17 protein-coding genes and 1 pseudogene are annotated in these 22,285 nt (G+C 68.5%); 1 reads left to right on the forward strand and 17 read right to left on the reverse strand.

The window, feature by feature from the left end:
• The first annotated feature begins 358 nt into the window (after positions 1-358).
• On the forward strand, positions 359-592 hold the full coding sequence (locus tag ACFT7S_RS31110; protein WP_014153643.1) for a hypothetical protein: 234 nt from the start codon (positions 359-361) through the stop codon (positions 590-592).
• Positions 593-694: 102 nt separating this feature from the next.
• Here the strand turns inward: ACFT7S_RS31110 and ACFT7S_RS31115 are convergent, their stop codons facing one another.
• The 17 genes and pseudogenes from ACFT7S_RS31115 to ACFT7S_RS31195 all read right to left on the reverse strand — a co-directional run bounded on the left by ACFT7S_RS31115 (position 695) and on the right by ACFT7S_RS31195 (position 22,183).
• Positions 695-1,522, reverse strand: a complete 828-nt coding sequence (locus tag ACFT7S_RS31115) for a S1 family peptidase (RefSeq protein WP_382737485.1) — start codon at positions 1,520-1,522, stop codon at positions 695-697.
• 133 nt (positions 1,523-1,655) lie between these two features.
• Complete coding sequence (locus ACFT7S_RS31120; RefSeq protein WP_382737486.1) at positions 1,656-3,200, reverse strand: RNA polymerase sigma factor; 1,545 nt, start codon at positions 3,198-3,200, stop codon at positions 1,656-1,658.
• A 324-nt stretch (positions 3,201-3,524) separates the two neighbouring features.
• Positions 3,525-4,385, reverse strand: coding sequence for a FadR/GntR family transcriptional regulator (locus tag ACFT7S_RS31125; protein WP_382737509.1), 861 nt, complete (start codon positions 4,383-4,385; stop codon positions 3,525-3,527).
• Positions 4,386-4,566: 181 nt separating this feature from the next.
• Positions 4,567-6,303 (reverse strand): ATP-binding cassette domain-containing protein, encoded by a 1,737-nt coding sequence (locus ACFT7S_RS31130; protein ID WP_382737487.1) that lies wholly within the window; start codon positions 6,301-6,303, stop codon positions 4,567-4,569.
• 145 nt (positions 6,304-6,448) lie between these two features.
• Positions 6,449-7,213 carry an NUDIX domain-containing protein gene (locus tag ACFT7S_RS31135; RefSeq protein WP_382737488.1) on the reverse strand — a complete coding sequence of 255 codons (765 nt, stop codon included), beginning with the start codon at positions 7,211-7,213 and terminating at the stop codon, positions 6,449-6,451.
• Positions 7,214-7,268: 55 nt separating this feature from the next.
• Positions 7,269-7,589: pseudogene (locus ACFT7S_RS31140) on the reverse strand (hypothetical protein); the annotation flags it as partial.
• A 9-nt stretch (positions 7,590-7,598) separates the two neighbouring features.
• A complete protein-coding gene (locus ACFT7S_RS31145) occupies positions 7,599-8,147 on the reverse strand; it encodes a glycogen debranching N-terminal domain-containing protein (RefSeq protein ID WP_382737489.1) in 549 nt (182 codons plus the stop codon).
• A 58-nt stretch (positions 8,148-8,205) separates the two neighbouring features.
• The gene (locus ACFT7S_RS31150) at positions 8,206-9,543 is read right to left on the reverse strand and encodes a DUF4192 domain-containing protein (protein ID WP_382737490.1); all 1,338 of its coding nucleotides are present in this window, start codon (positions 9,541-9,543) and stop codon (positions 8,206-8,208) included.
• Between the two features lie 50 nt (positions 9,544-9,593).
• Complete coding sequence (locus tag ACFT7S_RS31155; protein WP_382737491.1) at positions 9,594-10,811, reverse strand: aminotransferase class V-fold PLP-dependent enzyme; 1,218 nt, start codon at positions 10,809-10,811, stop codon at positions 9,594-9,596.
• A 2-nt stretch (positions 10,812-10,813) separates the two neighbouring features.
• Positions 10,814-12,100 carry a phenylacetate--CoA ligase family protein gene (locus ACFT7S_RS31160; RefSeq protein ID WP_382737492.1) on the reverse strand — a complete coding sequence of 429 codons (1,287 nt, stop codon included), beginning with the start codon at positions 12,098-12,100 and terminating at the stop codon, positions 10,814-10,816.
• An 18-nt stretch (positions 12,101-12,118) separates the two neighbouring features.
• Entirely contained in the window at positions 12,119-12,952 is an 834-nt protein-coding gene (locus tag ACFT7S_RS31165) for a helix-turn-helix domain-containing protein (RefSeq protein WP_382737493.1), read from the reverse strand.
• An 838-nt stretch (positions 12,953-13,790) separates the two neighbouring features.
• Positions 13,791-15,080: a (3,5-dihydroxyphenyl)acetyl-CoA 1,2-dioxygenase DpgC gene (gene dpgC, locus ACFT7S_RS31170; RefSeq protein WP_382737510.1), complete on the reverse strand. Its 1,290-nt coding sequence runs from the start codon at positions 15,078-15,080 to the stop codon at positions 13,791-13,793.
• A 47-nt stretch (positions 15,081-15,127) separates the two neighbouring features.
• On the reverse strand, positions 15,128-15,844 hold the full coding sequence (gene dpgB / locus ACFT7S_RS31175) for an enoyl-CoA-hydratase DpgB (protein ID WP_382737494.1): 717 nt from the start codon (positions 15,842-15,844) through the stop codon (positions 15,128-15,130).
• An 11-nt stretch (positions 15,845-15,855) separates the two neighbouring features.
• Complete coding sequence (gene dpgA, locus ACFT7S_RS31180; RefSeq protein ID WP_382737511.1) at positions 15,856-16,971, reverse strand: 3,5-dihydroxyphenylacetyl-CoA synthase DpgA; 1,116 nt, start codon at positions 16,969-16,971, stop codon at positions 15,856-15,858.
• A 131-nt stretch (positions 16,972-17,102) separates the two neighbouring features.
• Positions 17,103-19,538 carry an aminotransferase class I/II-fold pyridoxal phosphate-dependent enzyme gene (locus ACFT7S_RS31185; protein WP_382737495.1) on the reverse strand — a complete coding sequence of 812 codons (2,436 nt, stop codon included), beginning with the start codon at positions 19,536-19,538 and terminating at the stop codon, positions 17,103-17,105.
• Positions 19,535-20,557, reverse strand: a complete 1,023-nt coding sequence (gene hppD, locus ACFT7S_RS31190; protein ID WP_382737496.1) for a 4-hydroxyphenylpyruvate dioxygenase — start codon at positions 20,555-20,557, stop codon at positions 19,535-19,537. The genes ACFT7S_RS31185 and hppD overlap by 4 nt, the downstream gene beginning before the upstream one ends.
• A gap of 42 nt (positions 20,558-20,599) precedes the next feature.
• Positions 20,600-22,183: an MBL fold metallo-hydrolase gene (locus ACFT7S_RS31195; protein WP_382737497.1), complete on the reverse strand. Its 1,584-nt coding sequence runs from the start codon at positions 22,181-22,183 to the stop codon at positions 20,600-20,602.
• Between the last annotated feature and the right edge of the window lie 102 nt (positions 22,184-22,285).

The following is a 22,285-nucleotide window of genomic DNA, read 5'->3' on the forward strand; positions in this document are numbered from 1 at the left end:
GCCCTGGTAGAGCGGTTGTAACGCCACCCACGGGGAATCCTTATGCTAGTGCAGCGTCGCATACACGTTCGATCATTCGTTGGAGTGACGTGGACATCACGTTCCCTTCGAGGCATGAACCATTTAGGCTCCGGGCACGTCCTCATCAACAACCCGGCAAGCCGGCCGGGCGGACGGACCCACCGAGACAAGCAACGCGAAACCGTAGCGCTACGCAATACGGCACATTCGCCGCCAACCGGCAACAGACAGCCATCCTGAGAAGAAGTTTCGAAGAAAAGCCACGAGCGGGAACGTTTTCGGCCTGGTTGGATGTTGACCCTGGTACGACAGCTCGTCGAGCTAGAGAAGAGGCGACGTGACTACTGTTCTGACCCCCGCGAGCCCGCTGACCGCAGCAGACCGCTGTGACCGTTGCGGCGCCCAGGCATACCTGCGCGTCGTCCTCATCAGCGGCGGTGAACTGCTCTTCTGCGCCCACCACGGTCGCAAGTTCGAGCCGGAACTCAAGAAGATCGCCGCGGAAATACAGGATGAGACGGATCGGCTCACTGCCGTGCAGGCAAGTGCCGCCGACGAGGAACAACACTGACACCTCGCATCCACGACGAGCCAGGGTCCGGTTCCTGAATCGGCCGACGGGCGGCTTCCCCAAAGGGAAGCCGCCCGTTCTCATGCCCTCCGGCGGATGCCGTCAGCGACCGGCCATCCAGCCGACGGCCGCGGAAATCCGCGTGTACACCCCCGGGCTGGCCGCCTGCCCGCACCCGCTGCCCCAGGAGACCAGGCCCACAAGCCGCCCACGGGCCACCAGAGGCCCTCCGCTGTCCCCCTGGCACGCGTCGTGCCCGCCCTCGGGGTCGCCCGCACAGAGCATCGCCCCGGCGTCGTACGTGCCATCCAGGCCGCCCGGGTACGCCTGCTCGCACATGCCGTCCGGCAGCACCTGGACCGGGGCCGCGCGCAGAGCGGACGCGTAGGCCCCGCCTCCCGTGATGTCGCCCCACCCGTAGACCGCCGCATGCGTGCCTGGTTCGTAGGCCGCGTCGCCCGCCTTCGCCATCTGGATGACGCTGCTCTCCGGCAGCTTCCCGGACAGCGTGAGCACCGCCAGATCGCCCGCGTTCACGTCGGGGTCGTAACCGGGATTGATCCAGGCGTCCCGGACAGCGATCTCCTGTCCCCCCGACCCGAGCAGCTCGTCCCGGCCTGCGATGACGAGCAGGTCGCGGACCTCGCTCACGTCGGAGCCGAGGACCTCGCGCCCGAGGCAGTGCGCCGCCGTGAGGACCTTGGCCGGCGCGATCACCACACCACCGCAGAACTGACCCGCCCGGGTTCCTCCGAACCGGTCACGGCTCGACAGCGCCACGACCCAGGGGCTGTCCGCGACGTGTGCCGGCTGCCCACCGATGACGATGCTGTCCGCGGCCGCCGGAACCGGCGACCCCAGGGGCAGCACGGCGGCGGCAGCCGTCAGGGCGAACGCCCCGGTCACGGTACGGAGGACGGTACGGGACATGGGGACTCCTGACGCTGCGGTGAACAAGGTCCACTCAGGGTCATCCAGCCCGCCCCGGGCCGCATGCGCGCAAAAGGCCGAGGGCCCGGCTTCCCCCATGGGGTCCGGGCCCTCGGCCTGCGTACGCTGCGGCCTAGTCGAGATAGTCGCGCAGCACCTGCGAACGCGACGGGTGGCGCAGCTTCGACATGGTCTTCGACTCGATCTGACGGATGCGCTCACGCGTCACGCCGTAGACCTTGCCGATCTCGTCGAGCGTCTTCGGCTGACCGTCGGTGAGACCGAAGCGCATCGAGACCACGCCGGCCTCACGCTCGGAGAGCGTGTCGAGCACCGAGTGCAGCTGCTCCTGGAGCAGCGTGAAGCTGACCGCGTCGGCCGGAACGACCGCCTCGGAGTCCTCGATCAGGTCTCCGAACTCGCTGTCGCCGTCCTCACCCAGCGGGGTGTGGAGGGAGATCGGCTCACGGCCGTACTTCTGGACCTCGATGACCTTCTCAGGGGTCATGTCGAGCTCCTTGGCCAGCTCCTCCGGGGTGGGCTCACGGCCCAGGTCCTGGAGCATCTGGCGCTGCACGCGCGCGAGCTTGTTGATGACCTCGACCATGTGCACCGGGATACGGATGGTGCGGGCCTGGTCGGCCATGGCGCGCGTGATCGCCTGACGAATCCACCAGGTGGCGTACGTGGAGAACTTGTAGCCCTTGGTGTAGTCGAACTTCTCGACCGCGCGGATCAGACCCAGGTTGCCCTCCTGGATCAGGTCCAGGAAGAGCATGCCCCGGCCGGTGTAGCGCTTCGCCAGGGAGACCACGAGTCGGAGGTTGGCCTCCAGCAGGTGGTTCTTGGCGCGGCGGCCGTCCTCGGCGATGATCTCCAGCTCGCGCTTGAGCTTCGGAGCGAGCTTGTCGGAATTCGCCAGCTTGTCCTCTGCGAACAGGCCCGCCTCGATGCGCTTGGCGAGCTCGACCTCCTGCTCGGCGTTGAGGAGCGGGACCTTGCCGATCTGCTTCAGATAGTCCTTGACGGGGTCGGCCGTGGCGCCGGCGACGGCGACCTGCTGCGCAGGTGCGTCGTCCTCGTCGTCATCGGAGAGGACGAAGCCCTTGTTCTCGCCCTCGCCCTCCTCTTCCTCGCCCTTGCCGGCCTTGACGTCCTCGGCCGACTCGTCGCCGTCGAGGTGCTCGTCGTCCTGCTTGCCGGACTTCTTCGCTGCTGTCTTCTTGGCTGCCGTCTTCTTCGCGGCAGTCTTCTTGGCAACCGTCTTCTTGGCTGCGGCCTTCTTCGCCGGAGCGGTCGCGGTGGCGTCGTCGGCCGCCGCATCGCTCTCGGCCGACGGGGCGGCGGCGGCCGCGACGGTCCTCGTCACGGTCGTCTTGGCCGCGACAGTCTTGGTGGCGGTGCGCTTGACCGGGCTCTTCGCTGCGACGCTCTTGCGGGCGCGCTTCGGCGACTCCGCGGCACTGACCATCAGCGTCACACCCTCTTCCTCGAGGATCTGGTTGAGGCTGCGCAGAACATTCTTCCACTGGGTTGGCGGAATCTGGTCAGCCTCGAAGGCCCGACGCACGTCATCGCCGGCGATCTGCCCATCAGCCTTTCCCCGCTCGATGAGCGCCATCACAGACTCGGACTCGGCGATCTCCGGCGGGAGCGTACGGGATGTGCTGGCCGACACGAACAACCTCTCGGAACGATGGAAACGGCTTCCGGCCCGGCCCCTCAAAGGGCTGGAACCGACGACCGTCGGCTGGGAATGTTGCCGACGGCGCGGGTTTGGCCTCAGAACTGCACAGCGCACTGGGTAGCTGCTGTATTCCTTCCGCGACGGTCACCTCTTAAGTCATCGCACTGTTTCGAGGAGTGTTACGCCCAATCCGCGTGGCCCGAGTCACACCTCATGTGCGACGAACAGTGCCAGAGGTGACATCTCTCCACAATTGTGCCGCCGGATCGCGGTGATCCGGCGACACCTGGTCCATGCACCCCTGCCGTGCCGCGCTCAGTGCTCGCGCGGCGCGGGAACCCCCACTTCCGGGTGAACCATGAGCAACTGGCGCATCGCGGTCTCCGCAGCGACGGAGTCATCTGTCGCGAGGGCCTCGACGATTCGCGCGTGGTGACCGAGCGATGCCTCGGTCGGGCGGTCACAGCCGGTGACGGGTGCTCCGGAGACCTGGAGCGCGGCCGAGACAATGCCGGCGAGGTGCTCCAGCATGCGGTTGCCCGCGGCCTGGATCAGAAGGGCGTGGAACTCCGCGTCGGCGCGCGAGAAGGTGATCCCGTCACTCTGTGCCATCGCGTGGCCCATGATCTCGACCATGTCGCCGAGGCGCTGCTGAAGATCCTCGCGGCCGTGGCCCGCGGCGAGCCGGGCGGCAAGCGGCTCGATCGTCCACCGCAGCTCGCCGAGCTCCCTGCGCTGGTCGTCGCGCGACGGGCCGAACGCCCGCCATTCGATGATGTCGGGGTCCAGCAGATTCCAGTCGCTGACCGGACGGACCCTGGTGCCCACATTGGGACGGGCGCTGACCAGGCCCTTGGCCTCAAGAACACGCAGCGACTCGCGCACGACGGTGCGGGAGACCTCGAACCGCTGGCCGATCTCCTCCGGAACGAGCGGGCGGTCGGCACCCAGATCCCCGGAAACGATCATCTGGCCCAGTTGCTGAACGAGTTGGCCGTGGAGGCCACGGCCGCGGCTGGCCGCCCCCCGTCGGCTCGCCCGTCCCAACTCGGAATCGGTACCGCCCCAGGAACGCAGCGCGGCGCGTTCGCCGGCCGGCGCCTCCGCGTAGGGGTAGCGGTCGAGTTCGCCCGAGCCGGCGAGGCCGGATTCGACGGAGCGGGCGGCGGTCATCATGGTGTGCGCAAGGGTACTCACGCATCCTTTGTCGGCGCGGCCCGCTCACCCCTTGAGGTCTTTGGTGAAAAGCACACGAAAGGGTGATCGGCGCCTACCCCGCAATTGACGCCATATATGCATAAAGCGGGCACTTCCAAGAGAGTTACGGGCGGCCTGCCGCCATCTGATATTCCCGTGATCACCAACGAGTCCTTCCTCGAAGGCTGGTGATCACATACGTGCAGATCAGTGCCGACAACGACAGGGAAAGTGCCGTCCCCACGGGCTGCGCCACGACCTTCACGACACCGAGCACCCACCGGTCCGCTTCGTACGGCCACTGCAGCCAGGTCAGCTCGCGCAGCCTGCGCGGAAGCCCGGCGATCGAACGGGCGGACGGACCCGCCAGCACCGGCTGGACGAGCGGGACGACAAGAACGGGAACGGCCAGGACCGCGGCGATACCGGCTCCGGTCACCCGGAAGATGCCCGCGGCCAGCAGCCCCGCCCAAGCACAACCGACGGTGAGGCCGGCCCAACTCGCGGCGAGGGGCACGATGTTCGCCGGGACCTTGATCAAGTCTCCGCCGTACACGAGCCGCAGGAGCTGCGCGTCGGCCAGCACGACCAGAGCCGCGAGCAGGAGCCCGACTCCTGCGGAGACGGCCAGCTTGGCCAGGAGCAGGCCGATCCGGCGGGGGACGGTCCCACGGCCGGCGGCGAGCGCGGGATAGCGGAATTCGTCCCCGAAGGAGAGCGCGCCGAGCAGACCGGCACCGAGAGCGGCGGGAGGCAGCGGCAGCAGGGCCGGCCAGGCTCCAAGGAGCTTCGGCAGGGGCGTTCCGCCGGAGCGGGCGAGCAGAACGGACAGCCCGGCGGAGACCACCAGAATGGCCGCCATGATCACGATTGTTGTCCGCACACCGAGCAGCCGGCGGAGCTCGTAGCGGAGCGGACGAAGCGGGCCTCGCGCCGGGCGCACCGGGATCGGCGGGGGAAGTTCGGAGAGGGCGACGGACGAGTCCGGCCGCTGCCCGGCCTGCGCTTCGGGTGCGGCGGGGGGACCGGCGTCACCGACCTCGTCGACGAGTTGATGTACGGGGACGCCATGCCGGAACGCCGTGTCCCCGATCTCCGCGCAGCTGCTCCCGTACACCGACAGCCGGCAGCTCTCCTCGGCGACGACCTCCACGGAGCGCTGCGCGACGCGCGCCTCGCGGCTCACCACGGCAGCGAGGCGGGCGGCGTGCGGCGTGCGGACCGCCACGCGTGGACGCAGTCGCGTACGGGAAAAGTCGGCGACGTCCTGGTCGGCGACGAGGCGTCCTTCGTCGATGGTGACGACACGGTCGGCCGTGCGAGCGGCCTCCTTGGGGTCTCTGGTGGTGTGCAGGACCGTTCCGCCCTGCGCCGCGTGCGCGCGCAGCAGCCCGTACAACCAGCTGATCTCGCGCGGCGAAAGCCCTTCGGCGGGCTCGTCGAGAATGAGTGTGTGGGGGTCACCGAGGAGCGCGGAGGCGAGGCCGAGCCGGCGGTCCATGCCGACCGAGAGGGTCCCGATGCGCTGGTCCCCGAGTCCGGCCAGACCGACCACTTCGAGCACGTCGTCCGCTCGGGACGCCGGCACGCCCGCGGCGGCGCAGAGCATCCGGAGCTGACCGCGGGCCGTACGGGAAGGGTGGCCAGGCACGTCTCCGAGGAGCACCCCCACCTCGCGGGGCGGGTGGCCGATGCGGTGCAGCGGACGGCCCTGGAAGTAGGTGACGCCCCGCCCCGGTTCGAGTTCGAGCATCAGGCGCAGGGCGGTGGTCTTGCCGGAACCCGGGGCGCCGAGCAGGGCCGTGACACGGCCGGGACCGGCTTCGAAGGTCAGATCGGCCACGGCGGGCGGAAGGTCGCCGCGGGGGCTGCTGGTGAGTCCGATGGCCTGGAGCATCGCTTCTCTCGCGGGAGGTGAGACCGCTCGGCGGCTGGGTGGGTACCGCAGCAATATAACGCGACAATTCCGACTTTTTGCGCAGCGTGAATCTATGGGCGTTCCGCAGCTCCGGGCTCCGGACGTCCGCGAGACGTCCGCGACGTCAGACTTCGGGCCTCAGCATCGGCGGATTGAGCACAGTGGCCGCGCCCGCACGGAACAACTGGGCGGGACGGCCGCCCTGCCGCGTGGTCGTCCCTCCGGACGGAACCAGGAAGCCGGGAGTTCCGGTGACCTTGCGGTGGAAGTTACGGGGGTCGAGGACCACGCCCCACACCGCCTCGTAGACCCTGCGCAGCTCGCCGACCGTGAACTCCGGCGGGCAGAACGCCGTGGCCAGCGAGGAGTATTCGATCTTCGAACGGGCTCGCTCGACGCCGTCGGCGAGGATCTGGGCGTGATCGAAGGCCAGTGGCGCGGACTGTTCACCCTCACGGCCGAAGCCGCCCTCGGGACCGAGCAGGTCCTCGACGGGCGCCCAGCGGGCGCTGTGGGCATCACCGCCCGCGCGAGGTGCGGGCAGGTCGGGAGCCAGCGCGAGATGGGCCACGCTGACGACCCGCATCCGGGGATCGCGCCCGGGGTCTCCATAGGTCGCGAGCTGCTCGAGATGCGCGCCGTTTCCGACAGCCGGGGCCGACGGATCGTGGGCGCACAGCCCGGTCTCCTCGACGAGCTCACGGGCGGCCGCCGCCGCGAGATCCTCATCGGCCCTGACGAATCCGCCGGGCAGCGCCCATCTGCCCTGGAACGGCGTCTCACCACGGCGTACGACCAGCGCGCAGAGCGCGTGACGGCGCACGGTGAGCACAACCAGATCGACGGTGACAGCGAAGGGCGGGAAGGTCGACGGGTCGTAGGGCGGCATGCCGTGATCATAGTCGTCTGCCTGACGATAAACAGTCCCTTCGCCGTGCTCGTCGTTACCGGTTACTCCGTCCCGCACCGTCACCCCCATCGGCTTCGGGCCCCCGCCGCGTCACACTCCCCAGCTGAAGTCCGGCGGCCAGCGGGGCGCACCGGACCGGATACAGCGAAACCGTCGCCGCGGGCGCATCGGGGCGAATGCAGCCGAAGGCCTCGGCGGCGCCGAGGACCCCCCGCAACAGGCTGCTCGCCTCCTTCTCGTATCCTGCGGCGGCCAGCCCCGCGCAGGCGACCGCCGTCTCGTACACCCATACCGCACGGGAGCGGTGGCCGAACGGGTTGTGGCCGGGCTCTGTTCGCTGCTGACCAGCAGCGCCGCCCGGAGGTCACCGAGCCCCGTCCGCACAAGCGGTTTCGACCCGTGCGTCGTCCGCTTCGACCCGTGCGTCGGCGGACAGCCGGTTCGCGGGCTGTCCCGGAGTCCTTCCCCGGCGCTCGACGCGGATGCTCAGCTCGATGCCGTACGAGGCCCCGGGCGCGAGCACCACGTCCCAGCGCAGCAACCCTGCGGAGGCCACCGCGTCCTGGGGCGGCGGCTCGGCCGCGACGGTGCAGCCGAGGCCGTCGGCGGCTGTCCAGCGCAGTCCCGGGTCGTACACGCTGGCGACCCGGCCCGATCCCGGCGTGCCCATCGCGATGGCACCCAGCTCCACAAGGTCGGCGGCCAGGGAGATCTCGACGGAAAGCCGGCGGGTACGGGCCGACGCACTGTGCGGGCGGGACGGCGGCGCCGGGGGCCGCCGACGCGGGACGGCCGCGGTGGGGAGCGGGTGAGGGGACCGCGGCTTGTGGTCTCCGGGAGGGACGGGGAGGGCCATGGTGGTCTGTCTGCGCCGTCCGTGCGCTCCGGACAGCCGCTGTGTCTGCGACGCCACGGGTCGTGCGACTCCGCCACCCCCGTGAACGGCTCCATGTGCCGCCCGGTCATCGCTGTCATCGCTCGCTCCTGCTGCCGCGCCGGCCCTGGCGCTTGGATTCCCGCGCGCGGCGACGGACCACCACGGCTCCGGGACCGGTGTCGCCCGGCGCGGTCCGCCGCCGCTTCGGCACCTGCGAGGGAACCGTGTGGGCCCTCTGCCGCCGCCCCGTACGCCGCCCGTCGCGGCCTCCGTGGACTTTGCGGCTGTCATGACCGTCCGCACCCGCTCCCCCGCTGCGCTCGCCACGCAGACAACGGCGCAAGGTCTCCGGATTGAGACCCTCGTTGCACGCCTGGTGGAGCAACTGGGCAAATGTGTAGTCGGGGTCGGCGCGCAGAGCGAGCCCCAGAGCCACCCTGGCCGCCGGCTCGTCGCCGGTGGACCAGGAGACCCAGCCGGCCAGGGTGAGCGGCGCGGCCGCGTGTTCCACATAAGGGCCTACGCAGCGCCGGGCGAGAGCCCGCCACAGACGCAGCGCGGACGCCGCTTCGGGGCCTTCCATCCATTCCGCCGCCTTGTCCCTCGTCTCCCGGTCCTGGAGCCCGAGAATCATGGCGGCGGCCTCGTCGTGGCTGATCAGGCGGTCGTCGTTCGTGTCGGCCGCGGAGGGCGGACCGGTGGGGGCCCGGCCGAGGCGGTCCATGAGCGCGTGCGCGAGCTCCAGGGTCTCCCCTGCCACTTCGACCCGGCCCTCGGTGTCCAGAATCCTGGACACAAGCACGGCCCCCGCCGAGTCCAGTGCCTGTTGCTGACCGCTCGCTCCGGCGGCCTCCAGTGGTGCGAGCCGCGCCTCCATGTCGCGCAGCGATCCGCGTACATGAATGCCCGCATAGGCGGCTGCCGCCGCCATGACCGTCGTGCCCGGCAGGGCCAGTGGGTTCCCCTCCTCCGGACAGCACCTGCCGTCCGGGCAGCAGTACGACCAGTAGCGCCCACCGGAAATGCAGAGCGCTTCCAGTACGGGCACGTCGAGCGTCCCGCAGGCTGTGCGCAACAGCTGCGCGAACGGCCTCAGCCGCTCCATCGCCTGATGCCCCGTCACTCCGTCCGCCGGGTCCTGACAGAGGAAGACGACGATCGCATCGGGCCGGGAGCCGCGCCGTTCGCTGCCCGAGACCAGACATTCGGCGAGCTGGTCGGCGACGGGCTCCCACTCTTTCGGCGACTGCGGAATCCCGAGCCTGAGCCGCCCCCCGAAGCGCCCTCGTCCGCCGTGCAGGGCCACCATGACCACGCTGTCGCTGGGGTGGAAACCCATGAGATACGGAAGGGCGTCGGCGAGCTCGGCGGGACCGCGCAGGGTGATCTGCTGCTCGTCGTCAGGTCCGGTGGATTCGTGGTGCTTGTTCATGGCATGACCGTCCCGCGAGCGGCCGAATTCCGAAACCCCCTGTGGATAACTTATCCACAGGACGAAGCGGGAGCCATCCAGCTCAGCAGTTCGTCCAACGCCTGATAGAAGCCCTCGATCTCCGAGACCTCGTTGTACAAGTACGCCGAGACGCGGAGGACTTCGCCGCCGGCCAGCTCGGTGACCAGGGGCTGCGCGCACATGTGACCACTGCGCACCATGTAGCCGTAGGAGTCGCTCAACAGGCGGGCAACCTCACCTGCGGGGACGCCGTCGTCCAGGCGCAAGGCCGCGAGTGCGATCCGGTCGGTCTCGTCCGGGGGGCCGATCAGGCGTACCCCGGGACGGGCGAGTGCCCCGTCGACCAGGGCCGCAGAGAGCTCCTGGGCGTGCTGATGGCGTTGTGGAGTATCGAGTCCTTCGAGGTACCGGATCGCTGCGGCACAGCCGATGACGGAGGCGATGGCCGGCGTCCCCGTTTCGAACTTGAAAGGGATGCGCCGGTCGACACTGCCGTCGAGGTCGACCCAGTCGACCATGCCTCCGCCCACCGTCAGCGGGCGCAGCGCTGCGAGAAGCTCACTCCGGCCGAAGAGGCAGCCGACCCCGGTGGGGCCCAGCATCTTGTGCATCGAGAACGCCATGAAGTCGACGTCCAGGTCTCGTACGTTGATGCGCTGGTGCGGCAGGGACTGTGCGGCGTCGAGAACGACCGTCGCGTCGCAGGCGGCGCGGACCTCGGCGATCAGTTCCTCCACCGGGTGGATGACGCCGGTGACGTTGGAACAATGCGTGAGCACGACCACCTTCGGCCGGCCGCGCAGCAGCGTCCGGAAGTGATCGCGGTCGAGGCGGCCATGAGAGTCCACCCGTGTCAGGTCGAGGCGTCCGGCCCGCCGCCATGGCAGCAGTTGGGAATGGTGCACGTCCAGACAGCCCACGATGTAGGCGTCCGGGTCCAGGTCCAGACCGTGGGCGACCAGGTTCAGCGCCTCGCTCGCGTTCCGGAGCAGGACCACTTCGTTCGCCGCGGCGCTGATGTGCCGGGCGATCACCATGCGGGAGGACTCGTAGGCGTCGGATGCCTCTTCGGAGAGCCGATGCTTCCCACGGTGAATGTTCGCGCCGTTGGACTCGTAGTACGCGCTGACGGCCTGGATGACCGAGCGCGGCTTCAAGGTCGTGGCCGCGTTGTCCAGGTAGGAGATCGCCTGTCCGTCGATCTCTCGCCGCAGCGCCGGGAAATCGTCCCTGCAGGTATCCGGCATGGTCAAGACGCACCTTCTGCGGAGAGGTGGGAGACGCATGCCTGGAACTTCCCGCTGCGTTCGCAGGCGATGTAGTCCACAGGCTCGATGCGAACACGGTTCGGCGCCAGGGTTTCGGCCAGGCGGAGTCCGAGCGCTGTGGCGTCATCTGCTTGTGCCTTGCTGTTGGCGACGTACCGGAAGGTGCACGCACCGGTCAGGTCCTGCTCCAGTTTGTAGAGATCGATCCAGGGTGCGTCTCCGACCACGGCGTCCACAGCGCCCGGCGTGACGATGCGGCCGTCCTGCAATCGCACCGCCTGGGTGGCCCGGCCTTCGATCCGCACCACCGGCAGATCACTGCCACAGCCGCACGCATCTTCCAAGGGGGTGAAATAGTCCCCGGTGGCGTAACGAATACGCGGGACCAGACCGTCCTCCACCGTGGTGACGTACAACTCGCCCATCCGTCCGTCCTCGACGGGCTTGCCGTTCCGGACGAACTCCACGTAGAAGTCCTTGTTGTTGATGTGACGATGTCCCTGGTGGCATTCGAATCCCAGATACCCCAGCTCGGACATGCCGATCATGTCGCCGACCGGCATGTCCGCACCCATGAAATCGTCGATCTCGCGACGGGCGACACGGGTCATGAGGGTGTAGCCGCTCACCATGTGCAAGGTGCGCGGTGAGGTGATCCGGCGTCCTAGCCGCCGCGCCCACCTGGCCAGGAAGGCGAAGTGCGTCGAGTCCACCAGCAGCAGATCCGGCTGACAGATCTCGATCTCGTCGAGTGCCTTGACGATCTGCCACTCCGGTGTCGCCAGCAGATCGTGGGCGACGGACAGCACCACGGTGCCGTCCGGAAGCGTCCGGTCCTCCAGGGTCGAAAGACCGGTCGCGCATTCCACATCCGAGCAGTTCGGTGGCGCGAACCGGCACATCCTGGGTCGGCTGCCGGGACGCCAGAGATCGTCGAAGCGACGGTTGACCCCGAGCGCCGTCGCCTGCCGCCGCGCCAGATCGTAGGACAGGATGGCGCTGTTGAGCCGGTCGCCGGACGTACCGGAGCTCTGGAAACGCATGACGTGCGGCGAGTTGAGGGTGTACTCCTTGGCCAGTACACCCGCCGGGAAGTTACGCCGGTAGTCAGGCTTCGACGTCGGCGGAATCCGCACGAAGTCCTCCGCGTCCTGGATGTCCTCAGGGCGGAGGCCGTTGGCTTCCATGTGCTTGCGGAAGAAGGTGGTGTTCTCGAACGCGTAAGCGATCTCCTGTCTCACGGCTTCGAACATCATCGCGTCGGTCATGCTGCGGCCACCGGCACGTCACTCACCGGCTCCGCGCCGGTTCTCCATCCGTACACGCTCATCCAGCAGCTTCGCGAAGTCCATCCACGTCCCGGCGTAGTACCGGGCGAGGTCCAGTACCAGGGTTCCGCAGTGGCTCGGCACAGCAGCCATCAGGTCCTCGCACGCCCGCGTCACCACCGCGTTCTGCTGCAGCAGCCGGAGCAGCTGCCGCCCTTCCTCCTTGTGCCGCAGCGACGGGTCCCTCAGCAGCTTCTCCAGGGCAGCAGCAGGGTCCGCCTGGAGCTGGTTCCGCTTGTGCTCGACCCGCCGGTCGATGATGTCGGTCACCGGGGGCGGATCCGCGGGAGCTTCGGGGTCACGGGACGGCTCCACCACCGGGGCCTGTCCCGACTCGAGCCTCTTGCGGACATCGCTGACAGTCGCCGGAGAGATGCCGGCGAGGCGCGCCACCTCCCGCAACGATGCCTGGGGGCGCTCCGCTATCAGTTCCGCGGCCCTCAGCCGGCCGTCCACACTGTTGAGCGGGCGCGTCTTGCCGTCCCTGCCGATGCGGGCACCGAGCTGCGGCACCGCGCCGGCCGTACGGCGCCGAATCGCCGCGACAGCCTTGGCTCCGAGGCCGGCCGCGCGCGCGATCGCCCGGTCCGACATCTGGGGGTGCGAGGCGATGATCCGGCCAGCTGCGGCACGCCGGTCGGCCAATGACAGCGGAAGACCGTGGGAGACGTTTACTTCCACCGCACGCAGGAATGCTTCTTCTGACGTTCCGTCGAAGAGTTCGACTTCTATCGTCTCTTGGCCTCTTAGTTTCGCGGCCTTGAGTCTGTGCATCCCGTCGATCACACGCATGGTGCGACGGTCTACAAGAATTGCCGGGATCGGTGTGTCGATTTCGGCAAGCCTAGCTATGTGCTCTTCGTCCGGCCCCTGCGAACGTGGGGATTCTCCGGGCAGGAGTAACGCTATCGAAATCAGGGTGACGTTCCCGTGGCGAGCCACCGGGTGCCATGTAGCACTGCCTCCCCCAACAGCAAGGTTGTCTGAGTCTGATTCCAGCGTGCGAACTGACTGAATCAAGGCATTCACCTAATCCGGTTCCGATTCAGAATGTGCCATTCGAGTCAACCCGAAAGGCAATCCAAATACTGTTCGCCGAGCTACCTGACTTACCTTTCCCGACTTCGCCCCCGACGTCCCGACGTGCCAGCACCCTCCCGTGCCGGGGACGTACGGGAGGGCAGCAGAGCACCACGATCTCGGCCCCCCGCAACGCTCCTGTCTGCCGTGTCGTTCACTGCCCATCGTCACTTTTCCGGCCCCGTCGTGTCTACCGAATGGATCAACATTCCCCACACGCTGAACAAGACAGCCCGAGTCACGGCGCGGCCGGAACACACCGGAACCACAACTCCACCTACCGGAATCTTTGATTCTATTCCTCCAGGGCATCCACAACGCACTCACCAAAGCCGCCTTATGGACGCGTAGCACGATATAGATGTGTCCTGGCCAGGCGGTTACCGGTGTGTGGATTCGACTGTTCGTCAAGATGTAAGTACAACGCTGAACTACCGCCCTCGGTGTACGGCACCTCCTGCGGAGCGCGCCGTACACCGAGGGCGGGGCCGGCCGGTTGGCAACAGCGTTCAACTGCGGCATCGCGTCAATCGAACACCCGCTCCATCCATCAGCCCGATGCGGCGAACCGTCCCACTTTGTCGATGACGTCGGAGCTGTAGAGACGAAGCGCCTGCTGGTATGCGAACTCGGCCATATACGTCCGGAATTCGACCTGGGACTCCTCTGCCAGGTTCACCATGTGCCGGTTGGCAAGCACCGCAGAACCCCGCAGCCGCCCCAGAGCCCCCTCAACAGCCTCGTCCAGTGCCTCGCTCTCGTGGACCTCGTCGAACACGAACCGGGCGTCCGGCTCGCTCGCCCGCAGTCGCCGGCCGTCGAGAATCATCTGCCGGACCAGACGAGGACCGACGGCCCGGCCGAGGCGGAAGTTGGCGGCCCCCGGGATGATGCCCTCCTTGGCGGCCGGAAGGCTGAAGTAGGCGTCCGAGGCCGCGAGTACGTAGTCGAACACCAGCAGGATCTGGGCACCGCCACCGATGGCGAAGGTGTCCACGGCCGCGACCCAGGGCTTCTCCACCGTGGCCGGCAGTCCTCCCGGAGCGTTCTCGGTCAGGACACCGCGAAAAATCTTGTGAATATACCCGAGCTCACGCCGCAGCAGAAAGTCGACCAGCGAAATCCCGCCGCCGTGCAACGCCTTGAGGTTCACCCCCGCACTGAAGACGCGCCTGCCCCGGTAGCGGGGATGCGTCATCTCACCGCCGCGCAGCAGACAGACCTCCACCGCGGGGTCGAGAAGGGCGAGATCGACCGCGGTCTCCATGTCGTCGATCTGCTGGTTGTCCTCCGCGTTCAGACAGTCGTCGCGGCACATCGTCAGGCGTGCCGCTCCATCGGTCGTCCGCTCCATGCGCACCGAGCCCAGGTCGGCCTTGCCGGTGCGCATGAACTCCGGCAGCAGCCCGAGGGCCCGCGGGGTGGGGCGGAGCATCGCGTCGAGCAGATGCGGGCCCGCCGTCGGCGATCGCAGAACGGCCCGGAAGAAGAGGCCCTGGTCGATCTCGTCCCCTTCCTTGTCCGCTTGCGGCCGCGACCGCTCCGTCGCCAGCTGTTCGGAGGTCGGCACCAGACCGGGGAAGACCATCGCGGCGCCCTCGGCCAGCTCGGCGACGCGCACATAGCGGGTGCGGTCTGCGGTGAGCTCGTCGTACACGGCGTCGGCGTGCACTCCCAGGAAGGCGGCGCGCAGGGCCCGGGCCTCGGCCCTCGCGGCCTCTGCATCGGCACGCTGCGCGGGTGAGCGCAGCGCCGGTTCGGGCAGGGCCGCGACGAAGTCGTCGGTGCGTGCGGCCGCCTTCGCCAGTGCGACGCGCGCGTGCTCCAGTTCGCCGCACACGGCCCTGAGCTCGCCGTGTCCCTCTCCCTGCACGGGTTCGGCGTCGTTCACGACCGGCCCCCCACTCCTGCGGCACGGCGCAGGGCGCGGTCGCAGGCTGCGAGGTGGACACCGAGGGCCTCCTCGAAGCTCGTCGTGGGAGCGTCCAGCAACAGCTGCCGCCGGATGGCCAGTTCGGTTCCGGCAACGGCCCCCGCCCGCTCCGCTGCGATGGCCACGGCCTTCGCCGGGTCGTCGACCACTTCGTCCACGAGGTTCAGGGCCAGCCCGTCGGCTGCTTCGAGCGGGGTACCGAACAGCACGGCCCGGCGGATCGCGGCGGCGTTCGCCCCGTGCTTCGCGAGCCGGTAGAGAGCCATGCCCGGCCAGGTCGCACCATCCTCCACGGGCACCATCAGGCGTACCGAACGCGTCGCGATGCGGTAGTCCGCGGCGAGGAACGCGTCCAGGGCCACTCCCCCGCAGCCACCATCGGCGACCGCGATGGTGGCCGCCGGCAGCCGCTCCAGACGGCGTAGAACCTGTTCCCACTTGTTGACCAGCGACACGGTCAGGTCACCTGCCCGGGGCCCTTCGGGCTCGCCGGACACGTGCACGATCACTTTGGCGCGCCCGCCCTCGTCCTCGGCCCGGTCGCAGGCCGCCGCGACGGCCACGACCGTCTCCGCGGACAGGGCCTGCCGTCCGTCGATGCGCAGCAGGACATGGTCCGCCGCTTCGGCGAGGTGGGCGGTGGTGTCCGAATCCGTCGTTACGCTTTTCATCTGACTCTCCGTCACCACTGCACCAGGGCAGTCTCGATGGTCGAACCGGGGCCCATGACCATCAGGACGCCGTAGTCCCCGGCCCGAGTCACACGTTCCTGGAGCAGCCGTTCGTAGGAGAACAGGAAGGAGCCGCTCGACAGATTGCCGTAGTCACGCAGGACACCGGTGGTGTGTCGCACGTCGTGCCGGGTCAGGCCCAGGTTGACCCGGACCGCGTCGATGACCTTCTTGCCCCCCGAGTGCACCAGCCACTGGCTGATGTCGCTGCGGCGCAGTCCGGCGCCGTCCAGCAGGCGGTCGACGATCTGCTCCGCGTGGGCGCCCACCACATAGGGGACCTGTGGGTCCAGGAAGAAGCTGAACTTGCCTTGCGAGTCGTCCCAGTCGAAGCGCATCGCGTCGATCGCGTCGGTGATGAGGTGGCTGGCGAAGGACAGGATGCGGGGGCTGCCGGACCCGGTCGGGCCTTCGGGCGCGCCGTGGGCGGTGTCCTGGGTGTCGGTGACCAGGGCGATCGCGGCCGCACCGTCTCCGAACAGGCTGTTCACCACGGCAGTGCGCAGCGTCGAGTCGATGACGTACGCGGCCGAGCATGCCTCCACGCAGACCGCGACGGCGACCTTGCCCGGGTTGGCGACGGACCAGCCGGCCACGGCGTTGAGGGCGTTGAGGCCGGCGTTGCAGCCCATTCCCACCACGTCGACACGGCTGGTTCGCGGCGAGATTCCCATGTCCCGGATGAGCAGCGCGCTGAGCCCCGGGGTAAGGAAGCCGGTGGTGGTCACGCAGCAGAGGTAGTCGATGTCCGCGAGGTCGATGCCGGAGTTGTCCAGGCAGGCGCGCACGGCCCGGGCAGCCATGTCGAGCGCGAGTCTCCGGTGCTTGGCCAGCAGTTCGCCCTGGCTCTCCTCGATCAGGGCGCCGTCGGCGTCCAGTTCGGGGACGGCGAGGTAGCGCCGGTCGATGGCGCTGTTGAGGAAGACCGACCGGACCTTCGGGTCTTCGATGCCGAAGTGGTCGAGTAACTCCCGCTGGGAGTAGGAGTGTTCACTGTTCGCTGTGCCGACACCAACGATTCGGGCGGCGGCGGCACTGGCCTTCGTTTCGGGTGCCGGTGCGCCCATCACGTCGATCCCGGGCATCATCGTTCCAGCGGTCATCGGAATGTCCACCCCCACATACGGGTCTTACTGCGGATAAGGATCTTCACTGCCAACACCGCTTACCTTTCGGTGAGTTGCCGTTTGATGAGTGTTCAGTGCTCGGCACGCGGTTCCGCTGCAGCCGGAAACCGCTGTGCCGCTTGCGCCCGCACGAAGCGCGCCAGCCGTTCGACGCCGTCCGCGATCTCCGCATGGCTCAGGTAGCTGACGGACAGCCGCAGACTCGACTCGCCACCGCCCTGCGGATAGAAGTACGACATAGGCGTCCAGATGACCCCGAAATCCTCGGCGGAGCGCTCCAGAGCGGCGTTGTCCGCGCGGAACGGCACCGTGACGGCCAGAAAGAAGCCTCCGTCGGGCTCGTTCCAGCTGATGCCGAGCGCACTGCGGTCGTCCTCGGGGAAGCAACGGTCGAGTTCCCGGAGAGTCACCCGCATGGCGTCCCCGTAGTAGGCGGCTGTGCGGGTGTTGAGCTCCGAGGTCCGGCCGTCGACGGAGAGAAGCATCCCGGCCGTGACCGCCTGGCTCACGGGGGAGGTGTTCACCGTCAACATGCTCTTGATCCTGGCGAGTTCATCCGCGAGCAGCCCCGTGTTCCCCGCGCGGTCGACAACTTGCTGATCCGCGACGACGAAGCCCACCCGGGTACCGGGGAAGAGCGTCTTGGAGTACGAGCCCAGGTGCACGACCCTGCGTTCGCGGTCCAGGGACTTGAGAGTCGGCAGCTGCTCACCGGGGCTGACCATCCGGTACGGACTGTCCTCCAGGATCAGGAAGTCGTGCCGCTCCGCCAGAGCGAGCAGTTCCTGGCGGGTACGCAACGGCATCGTCGTACCGGAGGGGTTGGAATGGTCGGGGATCACGTAGAACGCGCGAGGCCGTCGGCCGCGAGCCCGCTCCGCGAGGAGGGCCGCTTCCAGGTCGGCGCAGCTGAACCCCTTCTCGCTCTCCTCGACCGCTCTCACCTCGACGTCGAGGAGCCGTGCGGCGCCGGTGATCCCCACGTAGCAGGGACTGGACACGAGCAGCACGTCGTCGGGGCCCGAGATGAGGGCCCGCACGGCGAGGAACATCGCCTCCTGGCAGCCCACGGTCACCACCACCGACTCAGGCGGCACCTCGATTCCCTCGTCCTTGCGCAGCGAGTCCGCGACGAGCTCGCGGATCTGGCCGGCGGTCGGGCCGTACTGGAAGATCGCGGAGCGAACCTGCTCAGGAGTGGCGCCCTCCGCTGCCAGGTGGTCCAGGTAGCGGCGCAGATACGTGAAGACGTCCTCGGTTTCGAAGAATCCGTCGTACGGGCGGCCAGGTGCGAACGAGACCGCGTCGGGATAGCGGTGGGTGACCTCGTTGAGGAAGTTCATGGTGTCGAGGACCGGGTCGGACACGCTGCCGTGCAGCTCTTCCTTGCGGAGCCCGGGCCCACCCGTGCGGCTCCGCAATGGCTCAGCGACCTGCCCGGCGGGCTCGGCCCCTCCGACGAGCGGGGGATTCGCCCGGTCGACGGATGCCGTGCCCGTGAACGCCATCGTCTCCGCCAATTCGTCGACGACGGTGGAGAGGACCCGCTCGACGCCTGCTTCGCCCCCGACAGCCAGGCCGTGCAGCACCGGACGTCCCAGGAGGACCGCGTCGGCGCCGAGCGCGAGGGCCGCCAGCACGTCCGAGCCGCGGCGGACGCCCCCGTCGATGAGTACCGGGCAGGCCCCCTGGAGTGCGCCCGCGATCTCCGGCAGTACGTCGAGGGTGGCGGGGACTCCGTCCAGTTGGCGGCCGCCGTGGTTGGACACGACGATGCCCGCGGCACCGGCCGCGACCGCCTGTCGTGCGTCGGCGGCCGTCAGGATGCCCTTGACCAGCACCGGCAAGGAGCTGATCGAGCGCAGCCATGCGATCACCGACCAGTCCAGGGCGGCGTCGAACTCGGCCAGCGCGTGATCCGCGGGTGAGGCGAATCCGTCGCCGGTGAGGTTGGCGGGCACGATGCCGTCCGGCAGACGGAAGCCGTTGCGCAGGTCCCGCAGTCGCCGGCCGAGCTGGGGCGCGTCCGCCGTCAGGACCAGGGCCTCGAAGCCGGCCAGCTCCGCACGTTCGATGAGGGCCCGCGTCGTATCACGGTCCCGGAAGCAGTACACCTGCAGCCAGAGCGGCGCCGCGGCGGCCTTCGCGATGTCCTCGAACGTCCGCCCGGCGAAGGTGCTCACGACGAACGGCAGACCAGCTCGTCCGGCGGCGCCGGCCGTGGCGACCTCGCCCGCCGGGTCCGCCAGCGTGTGGTAGGCGAGGGGTGCGATACCGACGGGCGCCGCCCAGGTGCGCCCCAGAATCCGGGTCGCGGTGTCGGGCCGCCCCACCCCGGTGAGCACGCGCGGGCGGAAGCGGACGCGGTCGAATGCCTCCACATTGGCCGCAAGGGTCCGCTCCTCCCCCGCGCCGCCCGCGCAGAAGTCCCACACGCCCTGGTCCATGCCCGCGCGGGCCAGGGTCGCGTAGTCGGCGAGGGTGTACGGACCCGGCGCGGCGCTCACCCCGCAGCCAGCCGGTCTCGCTCGACCGCTTCGTACAGGGCCCGGATGTTGGCGCTGCCGAATCCGCGTGAGCCCTGGCGCTGGATGAGTTCGAAGAACAGCGTGTTGCGCTCGTAGGGCGAGCGGCTGAACAGCTGGAGCAGGTAGCCCCATTCGTCACGGTCGGCGAGCACCTGGGCGGCCCGCAGTTCCGCGACCTCCTCGCGCATGCCGGTGATCCGCTCGGCGAGCACGTCGTAGTACGAGTCGGGCGTGCTGAGGAACTCGGCTCCGCCCTCCCGCAGTTGCTGCACGGCGGGGATGATCTCGTCGACCAGGAAGGCGAGGTGCTGGACGCCCGGCCCGCCGTTCCTGTCGAGGAACGCGTCGAGCTGTCCCGCTTCCTTCGCCGGGTCCGGGGCGACCAGGGTGAAGGTGACGCGCCCCGAGTCGCTGCGGACGACGATCGAGTCCATCGCCTGTGCTCCGACTGCCACGTACTCGGAGGAGTAGCGGGACATCCCGAAGGCGCTCTCGTAGAAGTCGGCGTGCTCCGTGAGCCGGTGCCCTTCGATGCAGACCGCGATGTGGTCGAGCAGCCGGACCGGGCCTTCCTGCCGGTCCTGCGGCTCCGGTGTGCTCACCCATCTGCGGCCCGGCAATGCTTGTGCCGTGCTCGCGGTGGCGTGCGGCAGCAGGGTGTGGGTGACGTCACCGAAGCCCGACACGACCGGGCAGCCGTGTGCGGTGCCCTGGGACCGGGCGCCGGCTGCCACCGCCGCGTCGTGGGTCGCCGCCACGTCGTCACAGGTGAACGCGATGTCGGCGATGCCGTCGCCGTGCTGGTCGAGGAACCGTGAGGTGCCCCGGCCCGAGGTCACGATCAGCCGGGTCTTCCCCTGCCGCAGCAGGATGGAACTCCGGTCGGCCTCCACGCAGTCGGCGACGCGTGTGAAGCCCATTCCCGAGACGAAGTAGTCGACGGCTGTCGGTGCGTGTCTCGTGTACAACTCGACGTGCGCTATGTCCTGCACTGTCATGAAGCTGTCTCCTCACGTGCCGTTGAGCTGACTGTCGTTGGGCTACCAGCGCCATTCCTGCTGGCCGTAGAGATGTCCTGCCTTGATGCCGCGGTCCTTGCACCAGGTCATGAACTCGTCGATCTGCTTGATCTGATACGTGTCCTCGGTGTAGGTCGTCGCCATGACGTGCCCGAGCCAGGGCTCCTCGCCCATGGCGTAGACGTACGCCTCCTTGGCGCCGAGCTCGACCATGATGTCGGCGGCCTGGGCAGCGTTGGAGCCGGACAGCTTGCGGGAGTTGCTCATCTTCTTGGTCACCGGCTTGGTGAGCAGCGCCTGGTAGAGCCAGGTGAGCGGGGCGCCGTCGCACTCCATGCCGAGGAAGGCGATGTCAGCCGTGCCCAGGTGACGCTTGACGTAGCGGTACAGCATCGGGTCGATGCCCGAGGAGTCCGCGCCGATGAAGACCTTCTTGCCCGCGAACTCCGCCCAGTACGTGGACTTTCCACGGATGTCGAGGTCACAGTGCTCGCCGAGGAACGGCGTCGCGGTGATCTTGCCGCCGGGGAACTCCACCTCGTCGAAGTCGTCGACCTCGACGACCGGGAAGCCCTGGTGCTTGAGCATGAGCGCCATGGACGGGTCGGCGAGGTTGCCGCGGGAGGCCCGCGGGACGACGATCCGGCCGACGCGGCCCCGCAGTTGGAGCAGCGTCTCCAGGACGATGTGGTCCTGGTGACCGTGCGTGATCAGCACGAGGTCGATGTAGTCGGGCAGGTCGTCAAGGGTGTACCGGTCGCCGGCGGTGTTGTCGGCGCTGATGAACGGGTCGGTCACGACGGCTGCCTCGGGCGTCTGGAGGACCAGACAGGCGTGCCCGAAGTAGCGGATGCGGCCGCCCGCGTCGATGTGCCGGTCCTCCGCCAGGCTCGGCCGGTCGCTCAGCATGCCGGACAGCTGCGTCGCCTGGGTGTCGTCGAGTTCGAGCGCCTCGCGAAGGTGTGCGAGCGTGGCGGGCCGGACCCGGGCTTTGAAAAGCTCTTCGAGCCCGGCGTGGCGGAACGGGATGTCCAGTTCCAGCACGTCGGGCGAGGTCAGGCGCGGCGTACTGAGGATGAACGGCCTCTCGACGCCGGTCTCGAAGGAGAGCTGCACCGACTGGCGTTCCTCCTGATAGATGTCGCTGTGGTAGGCCAGCGGCTCCATGAAGCGGATCTGCGCCTGGTTGTCGGTGTCGTACGCCAGCTCGACCAGGCCACCGAGTTCCGGGGGCAGCTTCGAATACAGCGGTGTCAGGTCGAATCCGGTGGCATTCGAGCGGAGCAGTTCCTGCCCCTCGGCGATCGCTTCGGCGAAGCGGAGCATGCCCGCCCGGTCGCGCTTGATGGTGGTCAGCAGATCGCGTACCTCGTCGGCGCGTTCCTCGGCGATGTTGATGAAGTAGCCGCCGCGCAGTTCAGGATTACTGCTGGCCGCTACGTGGACCTTCGGTGACTGGAGATACGACTCCAGGAGCGGCACCTGCAGAAATGCCAGGTTCATCGCGGCCTGAATGGGCGCCAGTGTGTGCGGCCAGACGTAGAACCGGTCCACCAATGGTTCGACTATGACCTTGGGTCGCAGAAACAACAGCTCGTCAGACATCGGTGCCCCGTCCTCCAGGGAATTCGGACCAGAAGTAATGTCGAAAGGTCGGTCGGCCGCAGGGAATCAACGGGCCCGCGCAGAGGGGGCAGCCGTTTACGG

This window comes from Streptomyces sp. NPDC057136, from assembly GCF_042670885.1.
Classification (GTDB): Bacteria; Actinomycetota; Actinomycetes; order Streptomycetales; family Streptomycetaceae; genus Streptomyces.